This window comes from Olivibacter sp. XZL3 (assembly GCF_004368405.1).
GTDB lineage: Bacteria > Bacteroidota > Bacteroidia > Sphingobacteriales > Sphingobacteriaceae > Olivibacter.
This window is the reverse complement of the sequence record NZ_SBJH01000042.1, coordinates 149,869-170,553: the sequence shown is the minus strand read 5'-3', so window position 1 is coordinate 170,553 and position 20,685 is coordinate 149,869. Positions and strand designations below refer to the sequence as shown.

17 protein-coding genes are annotated in these 20,685 nt (G+C 42.2%); 9 read left to right on the top strand and 8 right to left on the bottom strand.

Annotated features, from left to right (window positions below):
* Positions 1-72 precede the first annotated feature (72 nt).
* Complete coding sequence (locus EPX21_RS10110) at positions 73-1,260, bottom strand: serine hydrolase domain-containing protein (protein WP_134089661.1); 1,188 nt, start codon at positions 1,258-1,260, stop codon at positions 73-75.
* A 253-nt stretch (positions 1,261-1,513) separates the two neighbouring features.
* On the opposite strand from EPX21_RS10110, the gene fumC reads away from it, so the two are divergent.
* The 3 genes from fumC to EPX21_RS10095 all read left to right on the top strand — a co-directional run bounded on the left by fumC (position 1,514) and on the right by EPX21_RS10095 (position 4,673).
* On the top strand, positions 1,514-2,911 hold the full coding sequence (gene fumC, locus EPX21_RS10105) for a class II fumarate hydratase (protein WP_134089577.1): 1,398 nt from the start codon (positions 1,514-1,516) through the stop codon (positions 2,909-2,911).
* A gap of 16 nt (positions 2,912-2,927) precedes the next feature.
* Positions 2,928-3,452, top strand: a complete 525-nt coding sequence (locus EPX21_RS10100; protein WP_134089576.1) for a fumarate hydratase — start codon at positions 2,928-2,930, stop codon at positions 3,450-3,452.
* A gap of 138 nt (positions 3,453-3,590) precedes the next feature.
* Entirely contained in the window at positions 3,591-4,673 is a 1,083-nt protein-coding gene (locus tag EPX21_RS10095) for a BamA/TamA family outer membrane protein (RefSeq protein ID WP_240768639.1), read from the top strand.
* 231 nt (positions 4,674-4,904) lie between these two features.
* Here EPX21_RS10095 and EPX21_RS10090 read toward each other — a convergent pair whose 3' ends face one another.
* Positions 4,905-5,690 (bottom strand): O-methyltransferase, encoded by a 786-nt coding sequence (locus tag EPX21_RS10090; RefSeq protein ID WP_134089574.1) that lies wholly within the window; start codon positions 5,688-5,690, stop codon positions 4,905-4,907.
* A gap of 394 nt (positions 5,691-6,084) precedes the next feature.
* Between EPX21_RS10090 and EPX21_RS10085 the strand changes: the two genes are divergently transcribed.
* The 3 genes from EPX21_RS10085 (at position 6,085) to EPX21_RS10075 (ending at position 9,351) form a co-directional block, all read left to right on the top strand.
* Entirely contained in the window at positions 6,085-7,176 is a 1,092-nt protein-coding gene (locus EPX21_RS10085) for a hypothetical protein (RefSeq protein ID WP_134089573.1), read from the top strand.
* A gap of 872 nt (positions 7,177-8,048) precedes the next feature.
* Complete coding sequence (locus EPX21_RS10080) at positions 8,049-8,339, top strand: hypothetical protein (protein WP_134089572.1); 291 nt, start codon at positions 8,049-8,051, stop codon at positions 8,337-8,339.
* Positions 8,308-9,351 carry a hypothetical protein gene (locus EPX21_RS10075; protein ID WP_166670725.1) on the top strand — a complete coding sequence of 348 codons (1,044 nt, stop codon included), beginning with the start codon at positions 8,308-8,310 and terminating at the stop codon, positions 9,349-9,351. Before EPX21_RS10080 ends, EPX21_RS10075 begins: the two co-directional genes overlap by 32 nt.
* Positions 9,352-9,987: 636 nt before the next feature.
* Here EPX21_RS10075 and EPX21_RS10070 read toward each other — a convergent pair.
* Both EPX21_RS10070 and EPX21_RS10065 read right to left on the bottom strand, forming a co-directional pair.
* Positions 9,988-10,842 carry a transglutaminase-like domain-containing protein gene (locus EPX21_RS10070; protein ID WP_134089570.1) on the bottom strand — a complete coding sequence of 285 codons (855 nt, stop codon included), beginning with the start codon at positions 10,840-10,842 and terminating at the stop codon, positions 9,988-9,990.
* A gap of 163 nt (positions 10,843-11,005) precedes the next feature.
* Positions 11,006-12,502 carry a catalase gene (locus EPX21_RS10065; protein ID WP_134089569.1) on the bottom strand — a complete coding sequence of 499 codons (1,497 nt, stop codon included), beginning with the start codon at positions 12,500-12,502 and terminating at the stop codon, positions 11,006-11,008.
* 112 nt (positions 12,503-12,614) lie between these two features.
* On the opposite strand from EPX21_RS10065, the gene EPX21_RS10060 reads away from it, so the two are divergent.
* On the top strand, positions 12,615-13,553 hold the full coding sequence (locus tag EPX21_RS10060) for a hydrogen peroxide-inducible genes activator (RefSeq protein ID WP_134089568.1): 939 nt from the start codon (positions 12,615-12,617) through the stop codon (positions 13,551-13,553).
* A gap of 3 nt (positions 13,554-13,556) precedes the next feature.
* Here the strand turns inward: EPX21_RS10060 and EPX21_RS10055 are convergent, their stop codons facing one another.
* From EPX21_RS10055 to EPX21_RS10040, 4 genes are all read right to left on the bottom strand, one after another.
* Positions 13,557-14,519: a YihY/virulence factor BrkB family protein gene (locus EPX21_RS10055; protein ID WP_134089567.1), complete on the bottom strand. Its 963-nt coding sequence runs from the start codon at positions 14,517-14,519 to the stop codon at positions 13,557-13,559.
* Between the two features lie 27 nt (positions 14,520-14,546).
* The gene (locus EPX21_RS10050) at positions 14,547-15,758 is read right to left on the bottom strand and encodes an alanine dehydrogenase (RefSeq protein WP_134089566.1); all 1,212 of its coding nucleotides are present in this window, start codon (positions 15,756-15,758) and stop codon (positions 14,547-14,549) included.
* A 182-nt stretch (positions 15,759-15,940) separates the two neighbouring features.
* A complete protein-coding gene (gene tsaE / locus EPX21_RS10045) occupies positions 15,941-16,384 on the bottom strand; it encodes a tRNA (adenosine(37)-N6)-threonylcarbamoyltransferase complex ATPase subunit type 1 TsaE (protein WP_134089565.1) in 444 nt (147 codons plus the stop codon).
* Between the two features lie 94 nt (positions 16,385-16,478).
* Positions 16,479-18,029, bottom strand: coding sequence for a bifunctional response regulator/alkaline phosphatase family protein (locus EPX21_RS10040; RefSeq protein WP_134089564.1), 1,551 nt, complete (start codon positions 18,027-18,029; stop codon positions 16,479-16,481).
* A gap of 291 nt (positions 18,030-18,320) precedes the next feature.
* Here EPX21_RS10040 and EPX21_RS10035 point away from each other — a divergent pair, with 291 nt between their 5' ends.
* Positions 18,321-19,547: an HD domain-containing protein gene (locus tag EPX21_RS10035; protein WP_134089563.1), complete on the top strand. Its 1,227-nt coding sequence runs from the start codon at positions 18,321-18,323 to the stop codon at positions 19,545-19,547.
* Positions 19,548-19,623: 76 nt separating this feature from the next.
* Positions 19,624-20,661: a UDP-3-O-(3-hydroxymyristoyl)glucosamine N-acyltransferase gene (lpxD, locus tag EPX21_RS10030; protein WP_134089562.1), complete on the top strand. Its 1,038-nt coding sequence runs from the start codon at positions 19,624-19,626 to the stop codon at positions 20,659-20,661.
* The last annotated feature ends 24 nt before the right edge of the window (positions 20,662-20,685 follow it).

Here is a 20,685-nt window from a genome sequence, read left to right as displayed (position 1 = left end):
CCTGTCTGCTTCCAGCTTTCGCCTTCTGCTTATCATTCATCACGCTCCTATAGAGCGCCACGCGTTAATTAGCTATTCTCCAACATAATCGCCACTTCCATTATAGGCGCCTTGTCGAATAACCGGCATATCCAGTATTTTGTACAGGTCGTCTAAATGCGTCAGACTTCCATTCGCCATATTACTTAACAAAACAATGGTAACATCGTTTTTTAGATCTCTAATATACAAATTTTTAAATCCATGCCACCAACCGGTGTGGTATACAACATGTTCCTTTCCTTGTTCAAAGGTCCGCCAGCCGAAGCCATAATTGAACACGCCTTTTATCGATTTGTCGTTGTGCGGTGTATAAGCAGAATCCTGCCAAGCTTGGTTGATCAGCCGCTCCTCACGCATGGCGCGGTCAAAGAGGAATAGGTCTTCCACGGTGCTGTAAATTCCCTTGTCGCCTACCGGGCCATCGTGAAAATTCTGTACTACAGATCTTCTCCAGACTTTGTCATGTCCAACAACGTCTGTCGGTATCTTTTCATAATCGGCTTTCGAATAGACATGCGTGTTCTTCATTCCGGCTGGTTTGAAGACCTTTTCTCGCATAAATACCGTAAACGATTGCCCGCTCACTTTCTCTATAATCGCTGCCAATATCATAAAGTTCGAGTTGTTATAATGAAACCTCGCATCCGGTTTGGCATAGGGAGAGGGTTTATGTTCAGCAAGAATCTTCATGACATCGGTATTCGTCATACCCTTCTTCTTGTCGGGCCATAAATTATCAGTGAAATAGACATAGTTTACCAGGCCTGAACGGTGTGTTAGTAACATGCGAATAGTTATTCCGTCGTAAGGGAAGTCGGGAAAAAATTCTTTGACCTCCTGATCAAGCTTTATTTTTCCTTCCTGTACCAGCAGTAAAACGCCCGTAGCCGTTAAGGGTTTGGAAACAGAAGCTAACTCAAATTGAGATTCGATTTTCAGGCTGTCTTTTCGTAAATAATCCGCCCAACCGAGGGTGTTCTCGTAGATAATTTTGCCTTTCTTTGCCACCAATACGTTACCATTGAAGCCCGATTTTTTGTGAAGTTTCTGCATAAAAGCGTCGATCTCCTTATGGGCGTCTTTCGGGTTATACAGAAGTCGGATGCTATCGGTTATTGCTTGTTCTTTGGCTTTTTGCTCTCTTTTTTCTTCGGCAGAATTGCAAGCAATAAACACGATTAACGAAAAGAAGGAGAGTTGTAAGAATCGTCTCAACACGGAATCAGTTTTTCTTGTCAAATGTACTAACATAGGAATGGCGAAATTGGTAAAATATTGTGTTAAATGCTAATTTAATGGAATTTTTACACGCTGTGTATGCTCAGTGTAATAAGGGCTGGGAAAAATGAAAACAATTAATACGCAAATGTGGTCAAGTGTATAAGTTTTTTAACTTTGTAGGAATAAACCAGCGCGGGGCCGAGCCTGCCGTTGACGAGATTGAAAAATATTAATACATAAAAAGTAGAACATGTCATATAGAATAGAACGCGATACAATGGGCGAGGTGCAAGTGCCTGCCGATAAGTATTGGGGAGCCCAAACTGAAAGATCCCATGAGAATTTTAAAATTGGTCCAGAAGGTTCAATGCCTAAAGAGATTATTCGTGCTTTTGCTTATTTGAAAAAGGCTGCTGCCTTTACAAACACCGATGCGGGCGTATTGCCGGCCGAAAAGAGGGATCTAATTGCCCAAGTGTGTGATGAGATACTAGAGGGAAAACATGATGGCGAGTTCCCGTTGGTCATTTGGCAAACAGGTTCCGGGACGCAATCTAATATGAACGTGAATGAAGTTATTGCTAACCGTGCGCACGTTATTCAAGGTAATAAATTAGGAGAAGGAAAAACCTTTGTACATCCGAATGATGATGTTAACAAGTCGCAATCTTCCAATGATACCTATCCAACGGCGATGCATATCGCCGCTTACCAAATGTTGGTGGAAACCACTATTCCGGGCGTTGAAAAATTACGTGATACGCTGAAAGAAAAGTCGGACAAGTTTAAAGATGTGGTGAAAATCGGCCGTACCCATTTAATGGATGCTACGCCTTTAACGCTGGGACAAGAATTCTCGGGTTATGTCGCGCAGCTAAACTATGGATTGAAGGCCTTGAAGAATACGCTTTCCCATCTGTCTGAACTAGCTTTGGGCGGTACCGCTGTAGGTACAGGGATCAACACGCCGAAGGGATATGACGTAAATGTCGCTAAATATATTGCAGAATTTACCAAGTTGCCGTTCCGTACGGCTGAGAATAAATTTGAAGCCTTGGCGGCGCATGATGCGATCGTAGAAAGTCATGGTGCATTAAAGCAGTTAGCTGTTTCATTGATGAAAATTGCCAATGATGTACGGATGCTGGCTTCCGGGCCGCGCTCGGGTATCGGCGAGATTTTTATTCCGGAAAATGAACCTGGCTCTTCTATCATGCCTGGAAAAGTGAATCCAACGCAGTGCGAGGCTTTGACAATGGTGGCGGCTCAGGTAATGGGCAATGATGTGGCTATAACGGTTGGTGGCGCCAACGGACATTACGAATTGAATGTGTTTAAGCCCTTGATGGCGGCGAACTTTTTGCAATCTGCGCGGTTGATCGGCGAGGCTTGTGTTTCCTTTAATGATCATTGCGCTATCGGCATCGAGCCTAATTACGAGGGTATAAAAAAACATGTCGAAAATTCGCTGATGCTTGTGACCGCGCTAAATCCGCATATCGGCTATGAAAATGCAGCTAAAATTGCAAAGAAGGCGCATAAGGAGAACAAGTCCCTAAGAGAAGCTGCTTTGGAGCTTGAGTTGTTGACCAATGAGCAGTTTGATCAATGGGTGCGCCCAGAAGATATGATTGGCGGGTTGAAATAGTGTTTCTAATACGATAATGAGGGTTAGGAATCATTATTTATGCTTTTCAAGCACATACCATTTTTTGATTGGTATGTGCTTGTTGTTTTGTTCGGCCTGTAAATTTAATCCGAATATACAGGGCGAGGGAACGCCTTATTTGCAAGGTGTATGGACGCAAGATACGGTACCGCATCAGGATCAGTTGCTGACCTATAGTTTGTATCGATTTAAGTTTACATGTGACTCGGTTTATATTACCTTGAAAACATTCAGTAAAGCGAAAACCGTGGTGGATTCCTGTTATGGTGATGGGCAATGGGAAGAATATGCCCGAGGGGTTTATTTAGTTCGGAACGATAGCTTACTAATTGAGTCAACATTCACCCATAGCAATTGGCGACAGAAATTGTCGGGCTGCCATCGAATCGGACAGTTCCTGCCGCGCTTTAAACTGGCTAAGCATACGGACGATTCAGTTTACCTCGAAAGTCAATATTATCAAATGCCGGTTAACCTGCGAAAAATTGAGGATATTACCTGCGTACCCAAACCGCTGTAACATTAATATTTAGACTATTCACTGACTATTTTTATGCGAATATTTTTGCAAAGGGTCCTTCTAGGGACAGCTATTCTTTGTTTGACCACCTTGTCGGCCGTGGCACAAGAAGGCAACCAGGGGATCTATAAAAGAATAATGAACGGCAAATTAATGCAGAGCAAACTTGTACAGAAATTTATTTCCTCTGAAAAGGATTCTACGCGCTCTGCCGGTTTTGTAGTATTACCCTTATTGGGATATGCGCCGGAAACGGGGCTGGAATACGGCCTTTCAGGCATTTATAATTTTTATATAGACAAGAGCGATACACTCATACGTACATCCAGCATTGTGCTGCAGGGCTCTTTAACCACAAAGAAGCAGGCCAATTTAAAGTTGACATCCGACCTATGGACGAAAGGTAACGACTACCACATCATCTCTGAATTGCGGTATAGGGATTTTCCGTTTAATTTTTATGGCATCGGCGATCAAACCTGGAAAGCGGACAAGGATTCTTTGGTGCAGCGCTTGTTCAGGTTCCGGTTGGAAGGAGAAAAAAAACTGCTCAAAAACTATTATGTCGGACTGGGTTTGATTTATGAGAATTATGAATATAAGGATGAGGCCCCAGGGGGAATTTACGATTGGACGCCTCTTTACGGGAAAGAAGGGGGAAAGTATGTGGCCTTGGGAATTTCTCAATTATACGATAGCCGGAATACAAACATTTATACGACGAAGGGCTATTACGCGCGGGCTGTTTATCATTACGTACCCGACTTTTGGGGAGGAAATAACTTTGACGGAGGGCGGTTGGATTTCGACCTGCGGGCCTTTTTTTCGTTAACTCCAAAACTGACTTTAGGCTTGCATGCAACTTACGACGAATATTTCGGAAACGTACCCTTCTATCTGTTTCCGCAATTGGGCAGCGATGAGGTGATGCGTGGCTATTATCCGGGAAGGTATCGTGATAAAACTTTGCTGACATCCCAAACAGAGCTTCGCTACCGGATTCATCCCCGTATCGGATTCGCCGCTTTTATGGGGGCGGGCACGGTTTATAATAAGAAGATCGATTTTTCGTCCTTCAAACCCTCGTTCGGCGGCGGCTTGCGTTATTTCTTTGATTTGGAACATAACTCGAGTATTCGAATTGATTACGGTATGGGAGAAAAACGGCCCGGCGAACCGAGGCAGTCGGCCTTTTATTTATCGCTGGGTGAAGCATTTTAGGGCTGTCTATTGCACGACCAGCTTTGGCTATAAGCCATACGCTATCTGCAATAAGCTGTGACTTTGGGCACAAGGTTGCGCTCCTGCGCTGCCATATACGTAGCGAGGTCTCGACTCTCCTGCGCAACACCCTCATCACTCCGCGATGATGGCGAGAAAGGTATACGATTGTGGCTACCGCCTATCCTAAATCATATAGGTAACGAATAATCAATAACAAATAGCCAATAACTAATACCTTATTTTAAAATGCTCTTTTTCCTGACCTTTTTTAAAGAAGACGAGGCCTATGAAAAATAAGTCAATCGTTAAGGTCACCTGGGGGTGGTTTTTGATTTCCTGCCAAGCCTCTTTCATGCCCTTACTCCAATAAATATCATCGAAAATAAGCAGGCTCTGTGCATGTACTTTCGGCAAGCAGAGATAAAAATAATTGAGCGTGGCCTCTTTTCGGTGATTCCCGTCTAAAAAGAGAAAGTCGATTTTTTCTTGCTGCTGGATGAGCTCGGGCAAAATGTTGTCAAAATTCCCTGTTTTTAGTGTGATATGCGGTGCACCTAGCTCATCGAGTGTTTGCCTGGCAACAGCTGAGGTTTCAGGGCACCCTTCGACGGTGATCACTGAGGCCTTAGGTGCCGCTTTGGCAAGATAGGCCGTTGTGATTCCTAAACAGGTGCCTAATTCTATGATGGTTGCTGGAGTAAAGCGATTGGCTAATCGAGCAATAAGCTGTGCAACCCGTTTTGGCTTCAAGGCGTTCTTTGCAATCGTGCCTACGGCCTTTTGTTTTCCATTATTCATCATCGAACCGGCACCATAGTCGGTTACTTTGATAATCCGCATATCCTTCTGTAGCGCTTGCCGCTTCCTTTCGATTTCTTCTTCGTACGGTTTAGGTGAAAAATCGTAAATTACCTCATCAACGAGCTGATACACAAAAGGCGAATGCACACCATGACGCGTTTTAGCGGAAAGCCTATGTGCTAAATAGTCAAGGAAAAAGCGGTAGTTTGCCATATTGCAGCAAAGATAAAGCTTTTCATCAGAGTGAGAAATATATGCTCATCCGGCCATGGGCATTGCTGTATACCGATGATTGTTGTCATAATAAATCGGGAACCAGAATTGTACTAAAAAAGGAACTTTTTTTAATTATACGCTCTTCGGTTTTGGTCAGCTTTTTATCAAAAAAAAAGCTGAATAATAAAAACCTTCTTTTTAATAGAAGCACTATAAAATGCAGTTGTTTTGAGAATAGATTGATAAACTTTTTTATGAAAGAAAGTTTATCTAAGTTTGCTATACTATTTTTGTTGCACCTGTGCAATTTTCTGCCTTGTTGCCGTTATATAGTAAATATAGGGATTTACGATGTGTTCTGTTTCCCGAAATAAAAATGTACTCGATGCAAATGAACCGTATATTATTCGCGCTGAACCTGATTATTCTCTGCCTGTGGACTTCTTGTAAACGGGCGGACGACGAGCCGGTATATCCCGCAACACCTATCTCGAGGTTATATATATCCTTTTCGGATATCGCGAATTCTGACACCCAGGTCTATCAAAATGCCGTCGTAGTTGACCCAGCTGACAGCGCTGGTTATATTCCGACACCGACAGGGGCAAACACAAACCCCCAACAAGGAATGGGCATATTTTATAGTCCGGATTTGCAACTAGGCTTCCAAGTGAGTAGAAATGACACCACTATCCGCTATTTTTCCGTGAGTGACGTGGGTAACATAAGCACCTCCACGCGTAGCTTTAAAGATGTATTTTATCTATATAGTCCTCGATCTATTCGCTATGACAACAAGTCCGACCAACTATTTATTACAAATGACCGCCCTGACAGCTCATCGCTAAACATTTATTATAATCCTGCTAGGCTGGTAGGACAACAAAACCCAAGGAAAAGACTTGGCCTTGCAAATGCACCATGGGGTATCGCAACGGGAATGACGCTTAACACCAGCGATTCTTTATTATTACTTTCGATGCAAGGGAACACAAAACAAATATGGGGATTTGCATTAAAAGATTTCGCTTCCGTGCAAGACACCTTCGTTAATAGCGCTAAACCAAATTATACTATCAGCATCGAGACGGCGAATGATTTGAGAGGTATTTCGTACTCTTCACGCCTTGATATCCTTGTCCTTTCCGACCTAGGGCTAGCAAAACTCACAGATAATCCTAGTAATAGTAGTACCGATGGAAAAATCTATGTTATCGAAAATGCAAAGCAGGCAATAATGACTGGCGGAACTATCACGCCTACAAGAACCATCACGGGATCAAGAACCGCTTTGGTGGACCCAATAGACGTAGCGATTACTGATTTGCCAAATCGGAACCACTATATCTATGTTATAGATCGAGCGAAACGACTTTCAAGATTTCCTCTGGATGCCAACGGAAACGCCGAGCCGGAAGCAAGCGGAACATTTTCTTTAACACCCGAATTCATGTATCTCGATTCTCGAGGGCCAAATGAGTAACTCAAATTTCAACCTTCGATATACACGAGACGTCTAGTTTGTTATACCAGCAATGTGCCATAGAAGTTAAGGGCTCTTTTATTTTATAGAATTATGAACCATTGTAACGAAAACTCTCTTACGTAATTCACGATATTTAGTGAATGTCCCTGCAGCTCACTCTAGGATTTTACAAGCAATTTTTATTGTCTTCAAGTAGCAACGATTGTATTATCTTTTACCTAACCTCCTATTATCAGTTGATTAAAATTATTTCAGAAATTGAGTAAACAGGACTCAAGACTGTTGATGTATTTTTTGCATATATTAACACGAGATAAATGCCTTTTTCGTCGATTCGAGTTTACACGGCACATCGTAAAAATACGTCGAGAAATAGCAGACGGCTCCATGGCTGCTTTGGGCAGAACAGTAATTATAGCAGTAACGAATAATTCAACTTCGAAACACCAATCCCCCCACTAGCGAACTACTTTTATCCGACGGACGTAGCCGATCTCCTACTTCTTTTGCAATAATACCATCGCCCCGTTGACTCGGGACTTGTTTGCCGGTTACGTGTGCAGCCCGCAATGGAAAAGGAGTCAGCGATTGGAATGAAGCTATTAGCTTAACGGCAAGGTATTACTGGGCGGAAAATCGAAAATTTGGATTCTTACTTACGTACGAACCAAATATACGGTATGAATCAATATAATCTCACACACATAATCCGCTCAGCATATTTTTACCAATAACAACCTCTATCTTTTCCGTATGTCAGTGAAGAAACAACCTTTATGTGTAGTGAAAAGCACTGTTCGTGTAAAATACACTAATTCTTTTAGTAAAAAGAATAGATTTGAACAATTATATTATTAAAAATTAATCACATGAAGAAATCAGTTTTAATTGGGGCTTCGCTCCTCATTGTCATGGGGTGTAGTAAACAACAATCACCCCAAGCAGAATCAAAACAGCTTGAATCAGGAGAAAAACTAATTAACTACTTACACATCACAACAAATACCCCAAAAAATGAAATCACATACAATGCGACAAAAGACTCATTAGTATTAAAAGGGTGGTACAAAGTCTCCATCAAAGAGATACAAGATCAGTACAATAACGCAAATGAATATAAGGCTAACTATGAAGAAAACATTTACAATGAAAACAATTAACCTTTTCACCTACATATTCTTTTCAGCATTTCTCTTGCTTCCTTCCCATTCGTACTCCCAAAATTGGGCACCTCCGGTTATCACAGGAATTAGCTTCACACCGATTTATCAAGACGGATATGTTCCAATATCTGACAATAGTGAAACTCAGAGCACGATGAGTGTAAATGTCAATAGATCGCCAGTAAGTAGCGGTTTTTCTTATACACGTATAGCCTTTAAGGTAATTCTGAAACGGTTTGGCCAAGAGGACAAGATAATCTCACAGGAAATCTTTCTTGAAGATGCTGAATTTGGAGGCAGTTTTACAACTCAAAAAAATATCAACTTTAACATACCTGCAAAAAGCTACGACGGCACCATTTACTTAAGCTATAAATACTGGATTCCATCCTCATCAAACTGGAGCGGTGATATATTAGCAACGACAACGTTCCTAACCGAACCATCTCCTGAGGATCCTTTTGGTACACCAGCCGCATGGATACCAAAAATCCTAAACACGAGACCAATGTCATTCTTTAATGACGCAGTCTTTATTCATACCTCAAGCCAACCTATCTTGAGAAATGACGGCCAGTGGATAAAATCTAAAGATGGGAAACTGGGACTTAGGTTAACAAACAATGGCTGTCTTATTGTTACTGGAGTACCGTCTAATTGGCAATTTGATCCTACTCAAGATGAAAGTAATATTGTGGGTTCGTGGTCATCTTTAACCAAAGGGGCTTTAGGCTCTAAATACGAATGCTATTTTCAACTAGATGGTGATTTAGCAATATACGAGATAACCTCTACGGAAAGAAAGAAAATCTGGTCTTCAAAATCATATGTCGACCCTGCAACACCGAAAGGCAAGAACGCAAAAAACGGCGTTTTTGTATTACATAATACGTCTGAATTAAGACTATGCTACCCAAGACCAGACGCGGATAATCAGGTACATCGCCTTAGGTTTTCCACTAACAGCGGCCTTGACGATTTGAGTCCTAACATGGGATTTTTAAATTAATCTAAAGAAAGGGGCGTAATTCTACGATCCCTTTCATTTCTTAAGCCCATAATTAATTAGCTTTTAAAGCACCAATTTTTTCCCTCTTTAAAAAAACAGATAACAAATAAAATGAAATCTCTGGTGGCTGTTTATCTATTCTGTTTAGCCTAGAGCTCGCCCCTTTTTTCAATAGAGGAACAATAAAATGCCATAGCCTAAGTTATCTACAAGCCGCTATCTAGAGATATCCTAATTGATTGCTAATACATGTAATCCTCGTAGAACAGTCTATTAATGTCGTTTTTGGCAATCATTTTACGCCTTATACTCGTCCGTGCTGCTTATCTTTATTAATTAAAGTTTCAAGAGATTATGAGGATTAAATGCATGTCGAGCCACGTCAAGCGAAACCCTACTAGAGTCCTCTTTTGCGTTGTTTAGAATGAACATGTAGACAGGCTTCTCTCCAATTTGTCGCTTCTCCATTCCAGTAATATCTGTATGCTATGATCCGTATTAGATGCACTATAAAGAAACCGGAACAAGACATTGGTAACGGATAGGGGCAACAAACACGTAGATATAATGTAAAGAAAGGGCAACTTGAAATGGATTTCACAATTGTCTGATTGAGTGTTTGAGGAAAGAGCAGTTTCAACCGAAAACACTTAGCAAACGTTGTATTTCCGCCGCTTTCTCCAAGCTACCCGCTTGGTTATAAGAAGCCGAAAGATTGCGTAAGACACGACTCACGATCGCTAAGTTGTCACAGGGCAGAAAAAACTGCTCATCGGCAGGAAGGTTGAGTTGCTTTAAAAATGACAGCACATCGTGCTTACCAAATATTTGGCCTCTATTAAAAGCATTGATGTAAAAGAGAACGTCCCCTTTTTCCGACTTCGTTTGCTCATCTACGTAGGCCAAAATAAAGTGACGCGGTAAATTGACACCATAAACAGGAATGTCCAACCGCTGCGCCACAATACTGTATAAGGTAGCCAATAAAATAGGATTTCCTTTTCGCGTTTCTAGGACTTTTCCGATGTAAGAATTCTGCGGATCGTGATAGTTTTTGGTGTTGCCCTTAAAGCCGTGCAGGTTGTAAAACACATTGTTAAGCAAGCGCACCTTTTCAACAGCACTCATATTATACATCATCTCTAACCAGGCATCTCGTTTTATCTCTTCTACCTGATTGATAATGTTTTGTTCTTCCAGATCCGGGTATTGATATTTATTAACGATAATTAAACCCTGTAACAAATCAAATCCTCCTCCCAGATACCATAGCTCCAATTCGTTAAAAACCTGCTCAAACTGGATTTTATGAATCAAATTCTCTATCCTCGATTGCAGGAAAGAATCAAAAGATTTTTCCCAAGCAGCTTCCAAAGGCGCAATAACGTCTGTCCCCAATGTCAGCAGCTTTTCTTCAACGTGCCGAAAGACTTCTTCGTCTGGGTCGTCAAGTAAATGTATTAAGGAATTTATCTCTTTATCATTAAGCATATACAAAGATAAAAATAAGTTGCGAGTTGTCAGTTACCAGCTGCCTGTCACCATTGCATTTAGATGAACCCTATAAACGTGTTTAAAAAACCTTATGGTACCTGGAATATAGGTTTACGTTATCAGGCGAGAGCACCTGCTCTCCCCTGATCGGTTGGTTTGTTTATTGAGCTTGTGGTATATGTTGACTTAAGGACTCCATGCTAAGGCCTAGTCCTTGTGCAATAGACATGCCCAGTTGCATATCCGCTCGGAACCAGTGGCATAGCTGTCGGTTAATGATCAGGTCCCTTTTAGGGCCACTGATGCCGCTCATGGCACTAACGATATTGTGGACGGTATTCTTTTGAGCTTCGGGCGTCATTAATCGGAAAAGATCGCCCGGCTGCGTATAATGATCGTCCTCGCCGGGAGCGTTGCGGTTATACCAATCAGCAATGTCGCTTTCTAGATTCCATGCCGGCTGTTTATAGCTTTCATCCTCATAAATCTCGTCGAAACTATTAGGGGAATAATTGGGGGCAGCTCCTCCATTGCCGTCCACGCGCATAAAACCATCGCGTTGATAATTGGCTACCATAAAAGGGCAACGGTTTACCGGAATTTGCTCGTAATTAACGCCTAAGCGGTAACGATGGGCATCCGGATACGATAAAATCCGTCCCTGTAGCATTTTATCGGGCGAGTAGCTGATACCGTCTACGACATGTGCGGGAGCGAAAGCTGCCTGCTCTACCTCCGCAAAATAATTAGATGGATTTTCATTCAGCTCTAATATACCTACCTCCTGTAACGGGTATTCCCCTTGTGGCCAGGTTTTAGTAAGATCAAAAGGATTCCAACGGAAAGTTTTCGCCTGCTCCTCCGTCATAATTTGCACAAACATCTTCCAGCGTGGAAAGTCGCTGCGTTCAATTGCTTCAAATAAGTCACGCTGTGCAAAGTCAGGATCTTCGCCTTTCATGCGGATCGCTTCCTCGTTGGTGAAATTTTTAATTCCCTGTTCTGTTTTTATATGGAACTTTGTCCAGACGCGCTCATTGTTTTTGTTAATAAAGGAAAAAGTATGGCTACTAAACCCGTGCATGTGCCGATACCCCACGGGGGTGCCCCGGTCGGACATTAATATAAGCACTTGATGTAGACTTTCAGGGTTTAACGACCAGAAGTCCCACATCATTGTTGCGCTTTTCATATTCGTTTGCGGATCGCGTTTTTGCGTGTGAATGAAGTCCCCGAACTTTTTCGGGTCTTTTACAAAAAATACCGGGGTGTTATTGCCAACAAGGTCCCAGTTGCCATCTTCGGTGTAAAATTTTACCGCGAAACCTCTTGGATCTCTTTCTGTATCTGCTGATCCTTTTTCACCACCTACAGTTGAAAAGCGTAAAAATAACCGGGTCTTTTTACCTATTTCACTGAAGATCTTGGCGCGTGTATAATGTGTGATGTCTTGCGTTACGGTAAAAGTGCCGTATGCTCCCGAGCCCTTCGCGTGTACTACGCGCTCCGGGATTCTCTCTCGGTTAAAGTGTGCCATTTTCTCGTGCAAGTGGAAATCCTGCAATAAAATAGGGCCCCGGGGACCGACGGTCATCGAGTCCTCATTGTTCGTCACCGGGATACCCGAGGCGGTGGTTAATTTCCTTTTTTCTTCCATGATGTAAAGTTTAGTGAACTAATTATTTATTTCCGCGTTGACCAAATATACCGCTTCTACACTAAGATGTTCCATCGAATTTTGCTATGTTTGTATAAGCAAAATTTATATTATGACGCTCGTTCAATTAGAATATGTTATAGCTGTAGACACTTATAGAAGCTTTGTTGCCGCTGCAGAAAAATGTTTTGTTACACAGCCGACCCTAAGTATGCAAATCCAAAAGTTAGAAGATTCATTGGGGGTAAGGATCTTCGATAGGACGCGGCAACCTGTTGTGCCGACAGAAATAGGAGAAGAGATCATCCGGCAGGCAAGGGTGGCGGTTTTGGAAAGTCAGAAAATAAGAGAGATAGTAGCATATAAAAAAGGGGAAGTAGAGGGAGAGTTGAAGATTGGCGTAATTCCTACCATAGCGCCTTACTTATTGCCCAAAGTGTTGGGTACTTTTATGGAGAAGTATCCGAAACTGCATTTGCACGTCTGGGAATATACTACCGAAAAAATAGTTCGGGAGTTGAAAACCGGCGTCTTGGACTGTGGCATTCTTTCGACACCTATTCACGAGCCTAACCTCCAAGAACATCCCTTGTTTTACGAAACTTTTGTGGCTTATATTTCTAAAGGGAGTGTTTTGACCAAAAAGAAGTCGGTCACCGCCAGTGATATATTGAACGAGAAGCTCTGGCTACTGAATGAAGGGCACTGTATGCGAAACCAGGTGTTGAATATATGCAATAGGAGGAAGACGATGAATCCGGATGGTTCGTTCGAATATAATACCGGCAGTGTTGAAACGCTAAAGCGGATGGTGGATACTAACGCTGGCGTAACCATTATGCCCGAACTGAGTATTGCTGAGTTTTCCGTAAAAGAATTGGATCAAGTGCGTTATTTTAAGTCGCCAGAACCCGTTCGCGAAATAAGCTTGATCACTCAACAAAATTATCTGAAGAAGCGGGCTATTGAAGCATTAAAAGATGAGATTTTACAGATGCTACCGAAGCGCTTCAGAAGTCGGAAGAAAAAAGAAGTGATGGAAATCGATTGATAATCACTGCTTGAAGCTGCTGCTCGTAACTTCCTGTTGATTTACACGGACAGCGATAGATGAGGGTTTGACACCATCACCAAACATTTCTGCGTTTTTCTCTGTAAATTCTGCGCCAAAAAAGAGGATGGACGAAGTATAGTTAATCCATAAGAGGATAATCACAATGGATCCGGCTGCGCCGTAACCCGACGCAGGAGCGGCGTATTGCATATAGAGGCCTATCGCCCATTTTCCTATCATAAACAAAAGAGCGGTAAAGAAAGCGCCCGACCGCACATCTTTCCACTTGATGTTTACATCAGGCAAAAATTTAAATATACAGCCGAAGAGAACGGATAAGACAATAAAGGTTATGAGGGTATTGATAAGATACAACGCAATGTTCGTGGTCTCGTCGAGAAGGTCTAAGCCAAAAACCTGAAGGTCGGGCAGGTACTCAACCAGCGTGGTGCTAACAACCGAAATAACGACATTTAACAGCAAAGATACTACGAGCAGAAAACCAAGGATTAAAACGATGGAAAAAGAAAGCGCGCGGTCAATCAATAATTTAACCCAGCCTCTTTTCGGCTTAGGCTTTACGTTGAAGATCATATTAAGCGAGTCTTGCATTTCAACGAAGACTTTTGTAGAGGCGTAGATCAAGGTTCCTGCACCAATGACGGTGGCGATAACGGATCCCTTGCCGACCGATAACTGTTGGATGAGTGACTGTATCAGAGCGGCTGCATCTGCACCGACGTATTCATTTATTTGCTGAAATATTTTGCCTTGTTGAGCGTCATCGCCTAAAAGAAAGCTAACAACTGCGAGCACAATGATAAGAAGAGGAGCAAGCGCAAATATGGTGTAATAAGAAAGGGCTGCACTCATTTTCGAAATCTTATCGTCGCCGAAGCCGATGGCAGTCGCTTTAAGTAAGGTGAAAGCGTCTTTGTAAAATTGTTTTTTTAAAACCTTCATATATCCTTTATTTAACGCCTAGCGTGATCATCGATGAGATACGATGAGTAACTCAAGATCCTTTGGGGTTAAATTAAATTTATGGGCCATGTCTTTATTCGTTAACTGCCCTTGATAAAGATAAATAGCGTTTCTTATACCGGGCTTATTCCAAATAACTTTCAAAAGCCCACCCTGCTCTCCGATATCTAACAAAATAGGAGCAAAAATGTTTGTCAGCGCGTAGGTGGCGGTTCTGGCTACACGCGACGCGATATTTGGAACACAGTAATGGATGACATCATATTTTCTGAAAACCGGCACGTCATGATTAGTGATTTGGGAAGTTTCGAAACAGCCACCTTGATCAATACTGACGTCAATCAGCACCGAGTTGGGTTTCATTTTAGAAACGGTTTCTTCCGTTATGATACAGGGGCTACGGCCGTTGGTGGCACGCATGGCTCCTATCACGACATCGCATGAGAGCACTGCTTTCTGGAGTACAATGGGTTGGATGACGGATGTAAAAACCTTGTTGCCGAGGTTGTTCTGAAGACGCCGGAGGCGATACAGAGAACTGTCGAAAACCTTTACTTGCGCGCCTAAAGCAAGCGCTGCCCGAGTTGCATACTCGCCCACGGTGCCAGCACCGATAATAACGATTTCTGTTGGAGGAACACCGGTAATGCCTCCCAACATCAAGCCCTTACCCTCAAATACGTTGCTTAGGTATTCGCCGGCTATCAAAATAGAGGTAGCACCGACTATTTCACTCATGGCACGTACCACCGTCAACCTATTGTCTTCATCGCGTAAATACTCATAGGAAAGTGCAGTGATCTTTTTCTTCATCATAGCCTTTAAATGCTCAAAGCCCAATAATGAAGGTTGTTGACTTGAAAACAGAACCTGTCCCGGTTTCATCAAAGCGATTTCTTCCAGGGTTGGTGCCCCTATTTTGACGATAATATCGCAGGTGTAGATACGTTCTTTCTCGTGGACAATCATAGCCCCTTGCTCACTGTAATGATGATCTAAGAAATTAGCACCGTTTCCCGCACCCGTTTCTAACATAATCTGATGGCCATTTTCTATCAGTAATGCAACCGATAAAGGCGTCAAAGCAATACGGTTTTCCTGGAAGCTCACTTCCTTAGGGATACCGATTAATAAACTGTTTTTCTTTTTGCCGGTTTCTAGCATGGCCTCCTGCGGCTGCATCATCGCCTGACGCGCCAAGTTGGATAATTCTGTCATACAGAGCTCAATTACACAAAAAATCGGGTTAATTTACGAAAAAGTATCTACAGTTTGTCTAAGTTTTACAATTGTGTTCGCCACTTCGCAGTGTGTAACGAAGTCTTTTGAGATTGAGTACGGCTTTTTTAAGCGGTATAGAGAAGAAGCAAGTTGGCGGTTTTTACCAATTGCGTGTCGCTTTAATATGCCGGAAAATACGATTCAGGAAGCCCTTTTTGCACGGTTATATTGCGTTCCGCATTTTCTCCAAGCGTCATCGTGAGGCTTATCACCTCTTCGGGCAAGAGGTTCGGTATTTTTTCAGGCCACTCAATGAAGCAATAGTTGCCCGAATAGAAGTATTCTTCATAACCGAGGTCCAGTGCCTCCTGTTCCTCTTTTAAGCGGTAAAAATCAAAGTGAAAAACATTTCCATCGGGGCTGCTGTATTCGTTAACAATTGAAAAAGTGGGACTGGCAACTTGGTCTACAACCTGCAGCTGCCTACAGAGTTCTTTGATCAAGGTCGTCTTTCCCGCACCCATGGGCGCGAAAAATAAAACTACCCGGTAGTCGGCAATAAACTGGAGTATCTTTCTTGCCGCTTCGGGTAGTTCGTGCATATCGTCAACTGTAATAATCATGAAGCAAACTTAGGTAAAGTAGCCTTTATATGCAATGTGCGCGAGCAGTTGGGTTAAAAAGGACTCTGCTAACCAAAGTGTGTTTTTTTAACGGTTATTTCGGACTGTAAGTGATATAAGGAATAATCATTTCCTCCAGTGAAATACCGCCGTGCTGAAAAGTTTCATTAAAATAATTGACAAATTGATTGTAGTTGTTCGGATAAACGAAATAGCTGTCCTCCTTCGCAAAGATGAAACTGGAGCTTACATGGAGTTTTGGCAGCTTCGCCTCTTGCGGGTTCTTAATATGTAAGACATCCTTGTCGATGAAATTTAGATTTTTACCCTGCTTATACCGGAGGTTGCTGTTTGTATTGCGATCGCCGATCACTTTGCTTGCATGTTTTACCCGAATAGTACCGTGGTCCGTTGTAAGAATAACGCGAACGTTTTTCTGAGCAAGCCATTTCAAGGTGTCAAGTAGCGGTGAATGCTTAAACCAAGAGAGTGTAAGTGAACGATAGGCTGCTTCATCACTAGCAAGCTCCCTGATCATCGCCATGTCAGTTCGGGCATGCGAAAGCATATCGACGAAATTGTAAACAAGCACATTGAGATCGTTTCCCATTAAATTCGGTAAGTTATCCGTAATATCACGTCCCTGTTCCAAGGTAAGAATCTTATGGTAACTAAATTTGCATTCTTTTCGGAAAGTGTTCTTTATCTGTGCCGCTAAAAATTCCTCTTCGTGTAAATTTTTACCGCCTTCATCTTCATCGTTCTGCCAGAGATGAGGAAAGTTTCTCTCCATCTCCAAAGGCATCATGCCGCTGAAAATAGCGTTTCGCGCATACTGAGTGGCCGTAGGTAAAATACTGTAATAGGTTTCTTCGGCATCCATACGATAGTAATTTCCAATGATATCGTGAATGATCTTCCATTGGTCATAACGCAGGTTGTCGATCAAAAAGAAAAAAGTCGGTTTATCGTCCAAAACAGGGAACACTCTTTTTCTAAATAGCTGCGGAGAGGAAACGGGACCGCTTTCAGGATCTTTTACCCAATTTAAATAGTTCCTTTCAACAAACTTACAGAACTGGGCATTCGCTTCCGCTTTTTGCATGGTTAATATTTCATGCATGCCTTCATCTTCCAATTTTTCGAGAGACAGTTCCCAGTATACTAATTTTTTATATACATCAACCCATTCATTAAAATCGAGGTTGTCGTTCAGTGTCATGCCAAGTGTTCTAAATTCTTGCTGATAGGCCATAGAAGTCTTTTCGCTGACGAGGCGCTTGTTCTCGGTAAACTTCTTAATTGTCAGTAGCACTTGCTTCGGATTTACCGGTTTAATAAGGTAATCGTCAATCTGCGAACCAATGGCGTCTTCCATTAAAAACTCTTCCTCGTTTTTGGTGATCATCACCATGGGAATAGTGGGATTGATGCCTTTTAAAATGCCTAAGGTTTCGAGTCCCGTAAGTCCGGGCATATTTTCGTCTAAGAATACCAAATCATAAAAGGAGTTCTTGAAGGCTTCAACGGCGTCATGACCATTGGTAACCGTTTTTACAGCGTATCCCTTTTCGTTGAGGAGCATAATGTGAGGCTTTAGTAAATCAATCTCGTCATCTGCCCATAATATATTTGTTTCTTGCATAGTGTTGTTTTGTTTTTGGTTGGGATACCTGCCGGCCGACCGGCAGGTAAGTATGTTATTACCGAGCGTAAGCCTTATTCCTTAACCTTATCACCCCTTCCACTCCTATCACCTTTCCCCAACATACAATTACGAACATACGTAATTGTTTGGAGGCTTCCTTCATTTTTAACAAAAATTAACAGCGGCGTCATTAAATTCAATTTAGATTTGATTTTGATGTAGAAAGAGAAGCTGTGTCATGGACATTTCATTAAAAAATAGCACCTTTGTGCTTACAATTTTTGGCTCTTGAATAAGAAAAAAATTATTAATGATCCTGTTTATGGATTTGTCTCCATACCATCAGATTTAATATTCGATCTGATCCAGCATCGTTATTTTCAACGTCTTCGATACATTAAGCAAGTAAGCCTAACGCATTTAGTGTATCCCGGAGCCTTGCATACGCGATTTCAGCACGCATTGGGAGCGATGCATTTGATGGGCCTGGCTTTGGAAACGTTAAAAAGCAAAGACATTGAGGTGACGGCAGAAGAAGAAGAGGCTGCCATCATCGCCATATTATTGCATGATATAGGGCATGGCCCGTTTTCGCATTCATTAGAGCACACCTTGGTACAAGGTGTATCGCATGAGCATATTTCATCGTTAATAATGGATGAGATGAATAGGGCATTCGGCGGTAAGTTGTCGATGGCGATTGACATTTTTAAGAACAAACATCCGAAACGGTTTTTACATCAGTTGGTGTCAAGTCAGCTCGATACCGATCGAATGGATTATCTCAATAGAGATAGCTTTTTTACCGGCGTCTCAGAAGGTGTAATTTCCTTTGATCGGATTATTAAGATGCTCAATGTCGCAAACAACGGCTTAGTGATCGAGCAGAAGGGAATTTATTCGGTAGAGAAGTTTCTAATAGCGCGCAGGCTGATGTATTGGCAAGTGTATTTGCATAAAACGGTTCTGAGTGCGGAGCAGATGTTGATAAAGATTTTACAGCGTGCCAAAGAGCTCACAGATAAAGGAAGAGAGGTGTTTGCCACTGAAGCCTTGAAACATTTTATTCATAATAAAGTTACAAAGGAGGATTTTTTACAAAACAAAGTTCATCTCGATTTTTTTACCATGTTGGATGATACGGATGTTTTGGCAACGGTAAAAATGGGCGTAAAGCATGAAGACACGGTCTTGTCTAAGCTATGCGATCAATTTATGACAAGGAAGCTTTATCATGTCGAATTGAGTAATTACATGCCTGCAAAAGAAAGGATAGATGCGTTACGGACGGCGGCTTTGAAACTATTCAAAGTACAGGAAGAAGACGTGCATTACTTCGTATTCACGCAATCGGTGGAAAACAGTGCTTATGACATAGAGGAAGGCAATATCAATATTTTGATGAAGGACGGTACGATCCAAGACATCACAACGGCGTCCGACTTATCGAACTTGGAAGTGCTGGCAAAAAAGGTTAAAAAATTCATGATTGCCTATCCAAAAGAATTACGTTGAAGGAAGGTCTACAAGGCGTTGATATACAAAGGAATTTAAAATTTGTTCATAAATATTTAACATATAAATTTGCGCGATGCAATTTACTGCAAAACAAATTAGCGAAATCGTTGATGGTTCGATTGAGGGAGACGGAGATGTGGTGGTATCACGGGTCGAAAAAATCGAAGAAGCGAGTCAAGGGGGACTTACTTTTTTAGCCAACCCTAAGTATGAAAGCTATCTTTATACTACCGGAGCATCCATTATCATAGTAAATAACGACTTGGTGGTTGAAGAGCCAATGAGCGCCACGCTTATTCGCGTACGGAATGCTTATACGGCTATTACTTTATTGTTAGAGCAATATAATAAGTTCAGGCTCCATAAAACCGGCATTGAAGCGCCGTCGTATATTCACCCCTCCGCTAAGCTCGGGGAAGACGTTTACGTAGGTGCTTTTGCCTATATCGGCAATGAGGTCGTATTGGGCGATAATGTGAGTATTTATCCCCAGGTCTACATTGGTGATAATGTAACGATAGGGGCAGGAAGTATTTTGTTCCCCGGCGTAAAAGTATACCACGATTGCGTTTTGGGAAAAAATGTAGTGGTGCATTCCGGAACGGTTATAGGGAGCGACGGCTTTGGCTTCGCTCCTCAGGAGGATGGAACTTATCGCAAGATCAGTCAGATAGGTAATGTCGTCATCGAAGACGATGTGGAAATCGGTTCCAATTCCACGATTGATCGCGCTACGATGGGGCATACAACGATTAAAAAAGGTGTTAAACTGGATAACTTGATCCAGTTAGCACATAACGTTGAGGTCGGCGAAAATTCGGTTATTGCTGCGCAAACCGGAATCTCCGGAAGCACCAAAATCGGTAAAAATGTAGTCTTAGGAGGGCAGGTAGGAGCGGTAGGGCATATCACGATAGCAGACGGAAGTCAAGTGCAGGCACAGTCGGGTATTAATCGCTCGATAGAGTCGCCCGGTTTAAAATGGGCGGGAACACCGGCAAGCCAATTCCAAAATCAGATGCGCACACAGGTAGTATTGCAGCGATTACCCGATTTGGAACGGCGATTGGATCAAATTGAAAAACTAATCAAAAAAACGGACGAAAAATAGTTAAAGCCGCCGGCAGCAAAGGGG

Bases quoted from the DNA above. Each gene is read 5' to 3' on its own strand.
- fumC (WP_134089577.1), top strand. From the start codon at position 1,514: ATGTCATATAGAATAGAACGCGATACAATGGGCGAGGTGCAAGTGCCT.
- EPX21_RS10100 (WP_134089576.1), top strand. From the start codon at position 2,928: ATGAGGGTTAGGAATCATTATTTATGCTTTTCAAGCACATACCATTTT.
- EPX21_RS10095 (WP_240768639.1), top strand. From the start codon at position 3,591: ATGAACGGCAAATTAATGCAGAGCAAACTTGTACAGAAATTTATTTCC.
- EPX21_RS10090 (WP_134089574.1), bottom strand. From the start codon at position 5,690: ATGGCAAACTACCGCTTTTTCCTTGACTATTTAGCACATAGGCTTTCC.
- EPX21_RS10085 (WP_134089573.1), top strand. From the start codon at position 6,085: ATGAACCGTATATTATTCGCGCTGAACCTGATTATTCTCTGCCTGTGG.
- EPX21_RS10080 (WP_134089572.1), top strand. From the start codon at position 8,049: ATGAAGAAATCAGTTTTAATTGGGGCTTCGCTCCTCATTGTCATGGGG.
- EPX21_RS10075 (WP_166670725.1), top strand. From the start codon at position 8,308: ATGAAGAAAACATTTACAATGAAAACAATTAACCTTTTCACCTACATA.
- EPX21_RS10070 (WP_134089570.1), bottom strand. From the start codon at position 10,842: ATGCTTAATGATAAAGAGATAAATTCCTTAATACATTTACTTGACGAC.
- EPX21_RS10065 (WP_134089569.1), bottom strand. From the start codon at position 12,502: ATGGAAGAAAAAAGGAAATTAACCACCGCCTCGGGTATCCCGGTGACG.
- EPX21_RS10060 (WP_134089568.1), top strand. From the start codon at position 12,615: ATGACGCTCGTTCAATTAGAATATGTTATAGCTGTAGACACTTATAGA.
- EPX21_RS10055 (WP_134089567.1), bottom strand. From the start codon at position 14,519: ATGAAGGTTTTAAAAAAACAATTTTACAAAGACGCTTTCACCTTACTT.
- EPX21_RS10050 (WP_134089566.1), bottom strand. From the start codon at position 15,758: ATGACAGAATTATCCAACTTGGCGCGTCAGGCGATGATGCAGCCGCAG.
- tsaE (WP_134089565.1), bottom strand. From the start codon at position 16,384: ATGATTATTACAGTTGACGATATGCACGAACTACCCGAAGCGGCAAGA.
- EPX21_RS10040 (WP_134089564.1), bottom strand. From the start codon at position 18,029: ATGCAAGAAACAAATATATTATGGGCAGATGACGAGATTGATTTACTA.
- lpxD (WP_134089562.1), top strand. From the start codon at position 19,624: ATGCAATTTACTGCAAAACAAATTAGCGAAATCGTTGATGGTTCGATT.